The following is a 12,543-nucleotide window of genomic DNA, read 5'->3' on the forward strand; positions in this document are numbered from 1 at the left end:
GTAATGCCTAAGCTGCTCTGCTCAAGTCATGCGTGAGTAGAGCAACTTCTGATCAGGTCCGATGATGATTAAGACCTTAAATTACCCTGTGTAAAGTGTCTCACTTGGTATAGTTTGGCGTCTTGGCGCTACAACGGGTTTATCATTGATGCTAAAACCTTTACTAGCAAGAGTGGGCTGTTTCGCTATAAGATACTGCGTTATTGTGATAAAAGGTATTGAGCATGAAGTCAGTTCAGGTGGGTGATAACACCATTTTCCCGTCCAAAATAATATGTGTTGGTCGAAATTACGTTGATCATATTAAAGAACTTGGTAATGAAGTTGCTGAAGATATGGTGTTGTTTATGAAGCCTAATGCCGCAATTAGCCAACAGTTGCAGTCTTGCCACCAAGAACCCCTGCACTATGAAGCAGAGCTATGCTTTATGGTGCAACAAGGCGGGTTTCATTATGTCGCTGTCGGCTTGGATCTGACGAAACGAGGTTTACAGTCAAAATTGAAAGCGAAAGGCCTACCTTGGGAGCGCGCAAAGGCCTTTACTGGCTCTGCGCTTTTTAGTGACTTTGTACCGCTGGCAAATTACCAACAACCACTCGCATTAAGTTTGAATATTAATGGCGAATGCCGTCAGTCAGGCTCTGTCGATATGATGTTATATTCACCCACTAAGATATTGGCGGAAATACAGTCATTTACCGAGTTAAATGATGGTGATATTGTCATGACAGGCACGCCGGCAGGAGTGGGAGAGGTTGTTGCGGGTGATATTTTTCAAGCGCATGTTCTATCGGCTGATACTGTGATAGTCAGTCAACAGTGGCAAGCGATTTAAGGTTGAGGTATTGACGTTTGCGTTATTTATTTTCGCTCTCTTGTGCGATAATGCCCGCAAATCAATAGTCTAATTTATTCAATATGAAGCGCGTTATTCTGTATAGCTCTAATAATTGTTCTCATTGTCAGACCGCTAAGCGGTACCTAGAAGCGCAAAAAATTCCATTTCGTTTATGTAATGTTAAAACCCCTGCCGGGCAAAAAGAATTTGCTAAGTTGCGAGCACGAGCGGTACCGGTTTTGAAAATAGGCGAGCATATACTTCATGGCTTTAATGTGAAAAGTTTTAATCGACTTTATGGTGATTAGCGATTGATTGCTCACGCCACTTTTACTTACCCAAGTTACCGAGAAGTTAAGTGTGGCAAATTTTGATATGTATGATTTTTAGTCGTTTATTTGCGTCTTTTGTGCTAGCGTTATTATTAAAGACTTTCTAAAACTCAACACGGACGCCTTATGACGAAAGCTTTGCAAGCTTGTTATGCAACTTTATTCATACTCTTGTTAAATTTCCCTGTCGCAGCTGTTGCGAAAGGTGCGGTTAATTTCAGTGATATGGAGCACGAAATTAACTTGCAACCTTGGCGGACTTATCAAAAATTACTGGGTTTACAATCAACAGCAGAGTCGTACGATGAGCTGACTTATTTATGGTGGTTAGTACGCAAAGCCCAAGCTGAAAACCTGATTTATTTTTACGATGAGTTTAACCAAACCGTTAAACAAGCCAATAGCCTAATTAACGGTAATACGCCGCCAGAAATTCAAACACGTTTGTTATTTTTTCAAGGCCTTATTGAGCGGCGTAATGGTCAATTTAGTGATGCGATCGTAACCTTTACAGAGGCGCTAAAATTAGCGAACAACGCCAAGTTAAGTAGTTTATATATTTTTGCTAAGCAAGAGTTAGCTTACACGCAAACCTTGACCGAAGTCTATACGAGTTCTTTGCTTGATATGCAAGCAGCTTACATTGAAGCCTTTGCCTTACAAGACCAGTATTTAATTGCCACCATTAATGAAACCTATGGTGCGATTTATGGTTACTTAGACGACTTTGAACAGTCCATAGCGTATTATCAACGGGCCCTAGATGGCTATCAAAACCTGCAGTATCCAGCCCATATTGCAGAAGCACTCTACGGCTTAGCGTCGACTTATCGGTACTGGAAAAAGTACGATATCGCGATTAAATACTTTAAAAAATACCAGCAACAAATCGGTTACACTCCTAACTCTAATATTAGCTTTTTTTCTGCCTACGGGCTTGGTATGACCTTGGCCGAGAAAGGTGACTGCGAGCAAGCGTTATCTGTGATCAAGCAAGCATTAGCATTAAAAGGCGTTAAAGATTACAACGCAGAACTCTATAAACGTCAAGCAAGCTGCCTTATTAGCTTTAGTCAGTTAGCGGCTGCTGAGCAAGCACTTGCGTCGGCGGACGCTATTTTTGCCGAAATGCCAGAATTACGCGGTACCACATGGCAAATTGAACTATTAAAAATTAAAGCAGAATTAGCGCATGCTCATGGACAACATGAAAGCGCCTATGAATTGCTCAAGCAGTATAATGAGCAATATATACAGCTTTTGATCAAAAACTCTACGCAACGGTTGCTTGAAGTTAGGGCTAACCAAGAGGGTGAGCGCAAAACCGTTTCCGAAGATTTACAAAGAAAAAGCGAAAAAATTGCTCAGCTACAGCAAGAAAGAATGCAAACGATAAATGCGCAACATGCTAACTTTAATGTCTTTGTCGCCGTTATTGCCTTAATTGTGCTGCTAGTGATAGTAGCCCAATATCGTAGCAATCGAAAAATGCAGCTGCTAACGATAAAGGATCCGTTATCGGGTTTGTATAATCGCCGTTATATTTTTGATTATTTAAACGATGCCGTTGCCCATGGCAATGCAGATAAAATGCAATTATCCATTATCTTAATTGATATTGATGACTTTAAGAAAATAAACGATAGACATGGCCATCCTGTTGGTGATGAGGTGATCCGAAAAGTTGCAGACGTAGGTCGCGAGGTGTTTCGACAAGAGGATATTTTTGGACGCATTGGTGGCGAAGAATTTTTATGTGTTTTACCGCGAACTGAGATCGGCGCCGCAGAACAAATTGCCGAGCGCTTTTTAACACTGATTAATCAGTCGACACTGGTTAAATGGGCTCATGAGCCGATCACGGTGAGCATAGGCATTGCGGCGCTATCTAGCCAGTGTCACGATATTAATCAATTATACATTAATGCTGATCAGGCCTTGTACCAAGCGAAAGGCTTAGGTAAAAATCAAATCAATGTCTTTAATAGTCCAGCATAGTAGCGCTTAACTTTGCTTAACTAGTGCTGGTCAATGCCGTGATGAGTGACTAAGGTAACAAATAGCTTTTATCAACTATGAAAAGTTTAAATAAGCAAGCGGTAACTATCATCACTGGGTTAGAGGATCACCTACAGCAGCGGGGTTTCAAAGCACTGATCCACTTTGAATTAGAAGGCTGTTATCAAAAGCCCAACCAGATAAAAGTTGATTATCAAGCAATCAATGACACCTTGCGTCAACTTAACATTGCCGGTGAAGTAGTTGCCGAATATTGGAGTAATCAGTGGGAATATGTGTCGCTTTTTCAGGGCCAGTCACCATTACAAGAAGCTTATAATCTTAGCCGCGCCATGCAAGTATTACCAAAATTGTTTGCTAAACAAGGGGTGACAAAAACCTTAATAAAGCCAGTGGTGTGGGCTGGTGATACTGGCCGCTTAGCCACAGGCTGTCGCAATATCTTCAGCCTAGATACCGCTGCCGTACATATTCCTAACGCGGTGCAAATTAATGTGAGTGTTCAAGACTTAACTGGCAAAAGCTTAATGATTGCAGCGGGCTTTGCTGAACATTTACAAGAAAACTTATTACAAACCAGTCGGGTCTCGAGTTTAATTTACTTACCAGAAGAAGAAGCGTTTGAACGATTAGCGTTAAAGTTTAAATATGGCTTAGTCGCTGAGCTGTGCTCACCGATTGATATTTCAGGCGGACATCAAGGCAGCATAGCGTTATATCGGGATATTGGTAAACACAATCAAAAAATGGGTGAAACGCCATTGCTCTATGATACCAAAGATAATGTCATTGCTAGTGCTGAGAATTGGCATAAAACGGCACGTATTGAGCATAGATTAGGCGCGTCAAGTGTTGCTTATAACCCCTATTTAAATGTAATTTATACCTTGTTAAATGTGATTGATACACTCGATGGTACTATCGTGGCTGAGCAAGAGCAGAGCAATAGCTACGGCCAATTGCCTAATTCGCTCTATGACCAAGCCAGTGCGCTTGGCGCTATTAGCCTTTTTGCGCAAAGCGATTGGTTTGAGCGCACGATAGACAGGGTGTTGCCACAGTCTCACTTGCCAAGCGATGAAATTGCTACACACTTAACGCTAGGGCAACAGATAAAACAAAGCTATTTACAGCAATTTCAACAGCCGCTGGTAACTATATGATTAAGCAACTCGAGACACCAAGCCTCACCGGCAACTCCATAAAAGATAAGCGCCATGAATTAATCGCTTACTTTAAAAATACCTGGTCGACCTATGAGTCCGTATTCGCTTTGCTCAGTAACGATGAGGCATATTTTTTACGTCCTGAGCCATTACGCCACCCACTGATTTTCTATTATGGCCATACCGCTAGTTTTTATATCAATAAATTAATTTTAGGCAAATATATTCACCAAAGAGTCAACCGGGAGTTAGAGGCAATTTGCGCGGTTGGGGTTGATGAAATGAGCTGGGATGATCTCAATAGTGAGCATTATGACTGGCCCAGTGTCGAAACGGTGCGATCGTATCGAGCGCAGGTCTACAAGTTGCTCATCAACTTAATTGAGACTATGGAGTTAAGTTTACCTATCGAGCAAGATTCATTAGCTTGGGTAATATTAATGGGTTGTGAGCACGAGCGCATTCACTTAGAAACTTCATCTGTGTTGATGCGTATGTTGCCACTTGATTGCATCAATACACAACAGGCATGGCAAACCTGCTCAGCAAGCTCTGGTGCTCCGGTCAATGAATTAATTACCGTTGCGGCACAAGCGGTCACCTTAGGGAAAGCAGATACTGATACCACTTTTGGTTGGGATAATGAATATGGTCAACAAACGATAAAGCTTGAAGCATTTAGCGCGGCAAAATACTTAGTGTCTAACCAAGAATTCTTAGCGTTTGTTGAAGGGGGCGGTTATCAAAAGCCTGAGTATTGGTGCCCAGAAGGTCAAGCCTGGCTGCAATATACGCAAGCGACTATGCCGCGATTTTGGCGTTTGCAACAAGGGCAATATTACCAACGCAATTTAGTTAACGAAATTGCGTTACCTTTAGATTGGCCAGTGGAAGTAAACTACCTTGAAGCCAATGCCTTTTGCCAATGGCGTCAACAAGATACCCAGGGTTATATCAGCTTACCCACAGAGGCGCAGTGGTATAGTTTGCGCAATACGTTAACCACTGCGCAGCAAGGTCAACAGCTTAGTGCAAACATCAACTTGCAACAATATGCGTCGTCATGTCCGATAAACCAACACCGTCATGGTGATTTTTTTGATATTGTTGGTAATGTTTGGCAATGGACATCGACGGCGATTGACGGGTTTCCCGGCTTTCGTGTTCACCCTTTATACGATGACTTTTCAACGCCCACCTTTGACGGCAAACATAATTTAATTAAGGGCGGATCATGGATTTCAACAGGTAATGAAACTTTGGCCTCGTCGCGATATGCGTTTCGGCGTCACTTCTTTCAACATGCTGGCTTTCGCTATGTGGTCAATACGCAGCCAAGCAAGTCACAAGTGCCGATTAACCGCTTTGAAACCAGCGTTGATATTTGCCAACAACTCGACTGCTATTTTGGCCCGCCACTGCTCAATTATCAGAATTATGGTCAACAAATTGCCGAGCAAGTGTTACAAGTGCTGGCAAAAGAAAAAACAGCGCAACAGCGAATGCTAAACTTAGCTTGTAGTGTCGGTCGAGTCGCGTTTGAGTTAAGCCCTTACTTTCAACATATTGATGCGGTCGATTTCTCAGCGCGTACCATTCAGCATGGCGTACAATTACAATCCGGATTACCTGTGCGTTATACGCAAACCATAGAAGGGGAGATCTGCCAATACCAAGAAGTTAGCTTGGCCAGCACCGTTAAGCAGGCAGATGCTGCGCGTATTGCTTTTAGTCAAGGTGATGGTGGCAACCTGAAAGCACAATTGCAGCATTATGATGTTATTTTACTTCAGCATGCTTTAGAGCAAAGTTATGATCCAAAAGCGTTATTGTGTCATGCGATCAGCCGGCTAAACCCGGGCGGGATATTGTTTGTTTTATCAGATTATCACTACCAATTGTCGACAACAGCGCAAGATAAATGGCTAGGTGGCGTGAAAGTCAATGGTGAAAACTTAAGTGGCTTTGATGCCTTAACGGAACAATTAGCAACAAACTTTGATTTGCTCAGCGAGCAAGAACTCACTAGAGTGCTTGCAAGCTCAAGCCGAAACTTTAGTTTGTCGCACTGTCACTTAACGGCGTGGCGGGCGAAATAGCAATATCAGGCAATAGTGTTACGCACTGGCTTACTCAAACGGGATAGGCAAGCTTGCCTGAACATGACATTAAGTAAGCGAAAAACAGTGAAAATAAACACCGGATTTTGCGTCAAGTTACAGCTTGCTAGTAAAAACGAAACTATCAACCAAGGTGGATTAATATACTGAACGAGATATTAATGCCAACTATTGCTTTAAAGGGCAAGGTCTATCACCATTTCGCGCAATTCGTCTTTAGAGATCGAGTTATCGTGGTTTTTATCAAAACGGTTGAAAATAGTTTCGCACATGCGAATGCCTTTTTCTTGTAGCAAGCAGTCAATCAATTCGACAAACTCACTGCGATTAATTACGCCGTCTTTATCTTCATCAAAAATTTCAAAAAGTTCATCAACCCACTGATTTAGTTCCATCAGTCATCCTCTTTTTGTGGATAATATCTAATACAGACTTTATCGCTATTTACATCATATGTGAATGATTAATTCTGTTATTTATGATTATGGTGCATTTTTGCTCCGACCGCTCAGTTTGTGCGCGCCAGCCTAATAATAAAGACCAAATGCCTACTCACATAAGCCGCTTTTTTGTTGCATGTGCAAGCTAACTAGAGGCTGGCTTGACCCGCAATAGCAGCCAAAGTAGCAATTAAACGACTTTAATTATTTCACAGGTGCAATATCGTGCAGTATTTTTGAAAAAAAATGCGGCAAAATTGTCAATACCACGACAAATAGCTTTAGAATAGCCGAGCACTGTTTTAAAAGGAGAATTTGATGATCAAAAATTGGCACAGGTTATGTCGCGCAGGGAGACTTAGCGTGGGTTTAGTTATTGCAACTATGGGCTTTAGTCAAGCGTGTATCGCTCAGAGTAGCGACTCACAACAGCTGAGCTTGCAAAGCTGTCATGTTAAGGGCGTTCGCCAGCAAGTACAATGTGGCACCTTAATGGTACCTGAAGATTATACACAACCAAATGGCGAGCGCATTAGCATTAACTTTGTCATTCTACCCGCCATAGACAGTAGCAAAAAGCAGTTACCGCTGATGTTTTTAGCCGGTGGCCCTGGACAAGCAGCAACTGAGTTAGCCAGTCATATTTATAGTGGCTTTAATGAAGTTAGAAAAACCCGTGATTTAATACTGATTGATCAACGAGGTACGGGGCAATCTGCGCCATTACAGTGTCAAGAGCCACTGACGCTCGATCCTTATACCAGTGTACCAGAAGACTTCACCTTGAGTGACGTTAAGCAATGCTTGTTACAACTTCGCGGTGATTTAAGCCAGTTCAATTCAGAAAATGCCATTCGAGATTTTGACGCTGTGCGGGCAGCGCTAGATCATCAGCAGGTGCATATTTATGGCGGCTCGTATGGTACGCGAGCTGGCTTGGTGTATATGCGTATGTTTCCTGAGTCAATAAAAAGCGTGGTGTTAGACAGTGTTGGGCCTATCGAAGTCCCCATAGGCTTGTTTGGTCAAAGTGCGGCACAGTCATTTGAGCGACTACTGGCTCATTGTCAAAATGACCAACTTTGTGCAAAACAATACCCAAACTTGGCGCAAGAATTTGTCGCGCTAAAGGCAAAACTTAAGCGCGCGCCAGTGACTGTTGAAATTGCCCACCCAAGGTTAGGCACTAATACGGCTTTTACTATTAGTCATGATAAGTTTCTTTCAACCCTACAAATGCAGCTGTACTCGATGCCAACGCGCAGTTTAGTGCCGCTACTTATCCACCAAGCTTACTTAGGTGATTATAAACCGTTGGCGGGGCTAATAGCGCAAAGTGAAGGCGATATGGGCATATATATTGGTTTGCATTTTAACATTGTTTGTAATGAAGACCTGCCTAAAATTTCAGAGCGCATGAAAGCGGCCGATGCTGACAATAGTTTTGCTCAGGGCATGAGTTTAGCCATGGTGGCAAAAGCGTGCTCAGTGTGGCCTAGCTATCAACCAAGTGAGAATTTTTATCAAAGCGTAAATGTTGAGATACCTACCTTGATATTATCGGGTGCGTTAGATCCGGTCACGCCGCCGAGTAATGGTGAGCAGGCACATGCGCACCTAGTCAATAGCCATCATATTATTGCCAAAAACAATGCCCACATTGTTGCCTCAACGGCTTGTGGTATCAATATTATTAATGAATTTTTAACGACACAAAAACCAACCGAGCTTGATGAGTCCTGCCTAGATGACGTGCCAGCCGAGTCGTTTATGTTGGGGTTAAATGGTGGTGTTGCGATTGCGACAAGTCAAACTAAGCCTGCACAAGCAAGGAAATAAATTATGATAGAAGTTAACAATTTACATAAAAGTTTTGTCAGTAAAAAAAATACCGTGCGCGCATTAGACGGCTTATCCTTTACCGCCAAAGATGGTGAAATTACCGGCATTTTAGGGCCCAATGGCGCCGGAAAAACCACCTGCTTGCGTACCTTGTATGGGTTATTGCGTGCCGATCAGGGCGAGGCGCGTATCGATGGCATCAAAGTAACTCAAGAGCCAATAAAAGCGAGAAAACGCTTAGGTATTTTTCCAGATAAGTTTGGCCTCTACGAACGTCTGACTGCCTACGAGCAAATTGACTATTTTGCCAGCATTCATGGCATGAAAGGCATTGAAAAACAGACCGCAATCGAGCAAATTCTCACCGATTTAGATATGCATGCCTTGGCGCATCGAAAAACCGTCGGTTTTTCACAAGGGCAACGCATGAAGGTAACCTTAGCTCAAGCACTTGTGCACCAACCGAAAAACTTCGTGCTTGATGAGCCAACCCGAGGCTTAGATGTGATGAGTACCCGCATCTTACGCGCACATTTGGCAAAATTTAAAGCCAAAGGACACTGCATTTTATTTTCCTCTCATGTTATGCAAGAAGTGGCTGCACTTTGTGATCGCGTTATTATAGTAGCCAACGGCAAAATGGCTGCCCAAGGCACGCCGCAAGAGCTATGCGAGTTAGCCGGCGAAACGCATTTAGAAGAAGCCTTTGTCAAGTTAATTGGCTCAGATGAAGGAGTAGCGGCATGATGCAATTAAAAGCCTTAATGGTAAAAGAGTTTAAAGAAGCGTTTCGCGATAAGCGGGCATTAATGGTCGCCATGAGCATGGCGTTATTAATGCCAGTGATGATTATGGTGATGTTAAAGGTGGCGATTAAGGAGGCAGTAGATAATCCGCCTGTCTATGTAAAGTACAGCGGTGCGCAATATGCGCCGAAATTGATCGCCGCATTAGAAAATAAAAATATTCTCTCTTTTGCACAGGTGCCAGCCGATGAAAAGCGCAATTGGAATGAGCGCAATATTGAATTAACCATTCCAGAACACTTTGCCGAAGATATGGCCGCGGGTAAACCGATAGAGCTTATTTTGCGTGCCGACTTTAACGAGAAGTCACTTAGCACACCTATTCGTCGCATTAAAACTTTGATTAATGAGTATTCACTGAGCATTGGTTATAAACGCCTGTTAGTGCGTGGTATCGATATCAAGTTATTACAGCCGATTAAACTGCTAGAACAAGATACGGCATTGCCGAGCAGCAATGCGATGATGATCTCATTGATCTTAGGGGTTTATTTAATGATGGCCGCCTTTATGTCGGGGTTGCCAGTTGCGATTGACTCCAGTGCCGGTGAGCGCGAGCGAAATGTCTTAGAAATGCTGTTATGCCAGCCTGTTAGTACCTTAAAAATCGTGCTTGCTAAGCTAAGTTGTGCCAGTGCCATTGCCATTATCTCTATTATCTTGATGCTAGTGTTAACCTCGCTGGCAATGAATTTTGTTGATTTAACGAAAATAGGGGCCACTTTTAGCATTGACGCATCAACATTTGCCATTTTATTGCTGCTTTTGGTGCCAATTTGCTTACTGGCCGCGGCATTACAATTGCTTTTTGCTTTTCAAGCGAAAAGTTTTAAAGAAGCGCAATCTACCGTTACCATGTTGATTATGGTGCCAAGCTTTATTCCCTTCGCCTTAATGATGATGGACGATAAACCCGCGTGGGTCAATTGGCTACCCATTTCGGGCCAGTCTTTATTAATGGAAGACGTTTTTAAAGGCTTAGCCGTTGATTGGAGTGCGCTGTTTTTTACTAGCGCGGCGACAATTGCGCTTACCGTGCTGTTAGTTTGGGTATTAGCGAAACGCTTGACCTCAGAAAAAGTGGTGATGTCACTGAGTTAAGCGCTGCCAAAGCAAATAGCGATTGATCTGTCTTAAATATAATTGCAGCGCCGGTGCTGAGCGTATAGGTGCTGCTTATATACTCATAAATCAATTCGGCAGTTTATGACTTTTACCTGACATAAACTAGCGTCTACTTAGCCCATGCTTGCTAATAACTTAGTGTTGTTAAAGCATTAATCAGCTCCTGAGGAAACCTTTAGCGGCATTCATCAAGTTCAGTGTTAGTACATTAATTATGTTATTGGCACGATTGACGGTGAACATTATTAAATGGTGGTAGAATTATAAGCGGACTTTTTATTGTTTTATTGAATTAAATTTATATTGACGGTAGGTTTGTTGTTTATTATTTGTTGTTTTTGTATTTTTAACTGAGTATATTAATTACTAAAAGGCACTAAAGTTAGCGTGCATAGTCTACCATGCTGACATTAATGCATATTGGATTGCAAAATGAGCTAAAACAGCACGGTTTTATCGTGTACAAGTTTTACAAGATCAGGCAAAATATGCCGCAATTAATTTTTGCATTTACGCTAACCCCAGTACTGCTATCGCAGACTATTTGAGGATAAAAGATGTTTACACGTGATATGAATATTGCTGATTTTGACCCAGAACTTTATCAAGCAATGAGCAAAGAAGTTGTTCGCCAAGAAGAACACATTGAACTCATCGCTTCAGAAAACTACTGTAGCCCACGTGTACTCGAAGCTCAAGGCTCACAGTTAACCAATAAATATGCTGAAGGTTACCCAGGCAAGCGTTATTACGGCGGTTGTGAGTATGTTGATGTTGCAGAGCAATTGGCCATCGACCGCGCTAAAGAATTATTTGGTGCCACATACGCCAACGTGCAGCCTCATGCTGGTTCACAAGCGAACGCGGCGGTTTTTCAAGCTTTAGTTACCCCAGGTGGTAAAGTTCTCGGTATGAGCTTAGCGCACGGTGGTCACTTAACTCATGGCTCTCATGTTAACTTTTCCGGTAAGTCATACGAAGCCATTCAATACGGTTTACATCCTGAAACCGGTGATATCGACTACGCTGAATTAGAACGTTTGGCCATAGAGCATAAGCCAGAGATGATCATCGGTGGTTTCTCAGCGTTTTCTGGCATAGTTGATTGGGCGCGTATGCGTGAAATTGCGGATAAAGTCGGTGCTTACTTTTTTGTTGATATGGCGCACGTTGCTGGTTTGGTTGCAGCAGGTTTATATCCGAACCCTGTCCCTCATGCCCATGTGGTGACTACCACTACACACAAAACTTTAGCGGGTCCACGTGGCGGTTTAATTGTTTCAGGTTGTGATGATGAAGCGATTTACAAAAAACTAAATAGCGCGGTATTCCCAGGTGGTCAAGGTGGCCCACTAATGCATATTATTGCGGCAAAAGCGGTTGCTTTTAAAGAAGCCTTAGCACCCGAATTTAAAGCCTATCAACAAAATGTATTAGCTAATGCCAAAGCCATGGTGGCGGTATTACAAGAGCGTGGTTATAAAGTTGTGTCAAATGGCACCGAAAACCACCTATTACTGTTGGATTTAATCGATAAAGACATTACAGGTAAAGATGCCGACGCTGCCTTAGGTCGTGCGCATATTACGGTGAATAAAAACTCGGTTCCTAATGACCCACGTTCACCGTTTGTGACCTCAGGCCTACGCTTAGGTACGCCAGCGATTACTCGTCGTGGCTTTGGTGTTGAAGAAACCAAAACCATCACGCATTGGATCTGTGACATCTTAGATGATATTGAGAACGAGGCAGTAATTGCCAAGGTACAAGCAGGCGTTAGTGAGCTGTGTGCACGTTTTCCTGTTTACAAATAGAGATTAATCTCGACAACTAGCCGTACTGCATAATTGCAGT

The 12,543-nt window shown here is 42.7% G+C and carries 10 protein-coding genes; 9 read left to right on the plus strand and 1 reads right to left on the minus strand.

Annotated elements, in window-relative coordinates; all coding sequences use genetic code 11:
* Positions 1-224 precede the first annotated feature (224 nt).
* From B6K83_RS00505 to ovoA, 5 genes are all read left to right on the plus strand, one after another.
* On the plus strand, positions 225-836 hold the full coding sequence (locus B6K83_RS00505; protein ID WP_085282173.1) for a fumarylacetoacetate hydrolase family protein: 612 nt from the start codon (positions 225-227) through the stop codon (positions 834-836).
* A gap of 83 nt (positions 837-919) precedes the next feature.
* Positions 920-1,147: a glutaredoxin family protein gene (locus tag B6K83_RS00510; protein WP_085282175.1), complete on the plus strand. Its 228-nt coding sequence runs from the start codon at positions 920-922 to the stop codon at positions 1,145-1,147.
* Between the two features lie 150 nt (positions 1,148-1,297).
* Positions 1,298-3,169, plus strand: a complete 1,872-nt coding sequence (locus B6K83_RS00515) for a tetratricopeptide repeat-containing diguanylate cyclase (protein ID WP_085282176.1) — start codon at positions 1,298-1,300, stop codon at positions 3,167-3,169.
* A 77-nt stretch (positions 3,170-3,246) separates the two neighbouring features.
* Complete coding sequence (locus B6K83_RS00520; protein ID WP_085282178.1) at positions 3,247-4,353, plus strand: hypothetical protein; 1,107 nt, start codon at positions 3,247-3,249, stop codon at positions 4,351-4,353.
* Positions 4,350-6,455, plus strand: a complete 2,106-nt coding sequence (gene ovoA / locus B6K83_RS00525) for a 5-histidylcysteine sulfoxide synthase (RefSeq protein WP_085282180.1) — start codon at positions 4,350-4,352, stop codon at positions 6,453-6,455. Before B6K83_RS00520 ends, ovoA begins: the two co-directional genes overlap by 4 nt.
* 197 nt (positions 6,456-6,652) lie before the next feature.
* Here ovoA and B6K83_RS00530 read toward each other — a convergent pair whose 3' ends face one another.
* The gene (locus tag B6K83_RS00530; RefSeq protein ID WP_085282182.1) at positions 6,653-6,871 is read right to left on the minus strand and encodes an EF-hand domain-containing protein; all 219 of its coding nucleotides are present in this window, start codon (positions 6,869-6,871) and stop codon (positions 6,653-6,655) included.
* A gap of 363 nt (positions 6,872-7,234) precedes the next feature.
* On the opposite strand from B6K83_RS00530, the gene B6K83_RS00535 reads away from it, so the two are divergent.
* From B6K83_RS00535 to glyA, 4 genes are all read left to right on the plus strand, one after another.
* Positions 7,235-8,755 (plus strand): alpha/beta fold hydrolase, encoded by a 1,521-nt coding sequence (locus B6K83_RS00535; RefSeq protein WP_233143763.1) that lies wholly within the window; start codon positions 7,235-7,237, stop codon positions 8,753-8,755.
* Positions 8,756-8,758: 3 nt separating this feature from the next.
* On the plus strand, positions 8,759-9,505 hold the full coding sequence (locus B6K83_RS00540; protein ID WP_085282184.1) for an ABC transporter ATP-binding protein: 747 nt from the start codon (positions 8,759-8,761) through the stop codon (positions 9,503-9,505).
* Positions 9,502-10,665, plus strand: coding sequence for an ABC transporter permease (locus B6K83_RS00545; RefSeq protein ID WP_085282186.1), 1,164 nt, complete (start codon positions 9,502-9,504; stop codon positions 10,663-10,665). Before B6K83_RS00540 ends, B6K83_RS00545 begins: the two co-directional genes overlap by 4 nt.
* A 581-nt stretch (positions 10,666-11,246) precedes the next feature.
* Complete coding sequence (gene glyA / locus B6K83_RS00550; protein ID WP_085282187.1) at positions 11,247-12,503, plus strand: serine hydroxymethyltransferase; 1,257 nt, start codon at positions 11,247-11,249, stop codon at positions 12,501-12,503.
* Positions 12,504-12,543: the final 40 nt, after the last annotated feature.

It is taken from the genome of Colwellia chukchiensis (assembly GCF_002104455.1).
Classification (GTDB): Bacteria; Pseudomonadota; Gammaproteobacteria; order Enterobacterales; family Alteromonadaceae; genus Cognaticolwellia; species Cognaticolwellia chukchiensis.

Excerpts from the sequence above, each read along its gene's own strand:
- B6K83_RS00505 (WP_085282173.1), top strand. The coding sequence starts at position 225 with ATGAAGTCAGTTCAGGTGGGTGATAACACCATTTTCCCGTCCAAAATA.
- B6K83_RS00510 (WP_085282175.1), top strand. The coding sequence starts at position 920 with ATGAAGCGCGTTATTCTGTATAGCTCTAATAATTGTTCTCATTGTCAG.
- B6K83_RS00515 (WP_085282176.1), top strand. The coding sequence starts at position 1,298 with ATGACGAAAGCTTTGCAAGCTTGTTATGCAACTTTATTCATACTCTTG.
- B6K83_RS00520 (WP_085282178.1), top strand. The coding sequence starts at position 3,247 with ATGAAAAGTTTAAATAAGCAAGCGGTAACTATCATCACTGGGTTAGAG.
- ovoA (WP_085282180.1), top strand. The coding sequence starts at position 4,350 with ATGATTAAGCAACTCGAGACACCAAGCCTCACCGGCAACTCCATAAAA.
- B6K83_RS00530 (WP_085282182.1), bottom strand. The coding sequence starts at position 6,871 with ATGGAACTAAATCAGTGGGTTGATGAACTTTTTGAAATTTTTGATGAA.
- B6K83_RS00535 (WP_233143763.1), top strand. The coding sequence starts at position 7,235 with ATGATCAAAAATTGGCACAGGTTATGTCGCGCAGGGAGACTTAGCGTG.
- B6K83_RS00540 (WP_085282184.1), top strand. The coding sequence starts at position 8,759 with ATGATAGAAGTTAACAATTTACATAAAAGTTTTGTCAGTAAAAAAAAT.
- B6K83_RS00545 (WP_085282186.1), top strand. The coding sequence starts at position 9,502 with ATGATGCAATTAAAAGCCTTAATGGTAAAAGAGTTTAAAGAAGCGTTT.
- glyA (WP_085282187.1), top strand. The coding sequence starts at position 11,247 with ATGTTTACACGTGATATGAATATTGCTGATTTTGACCCAGAACTTTAT.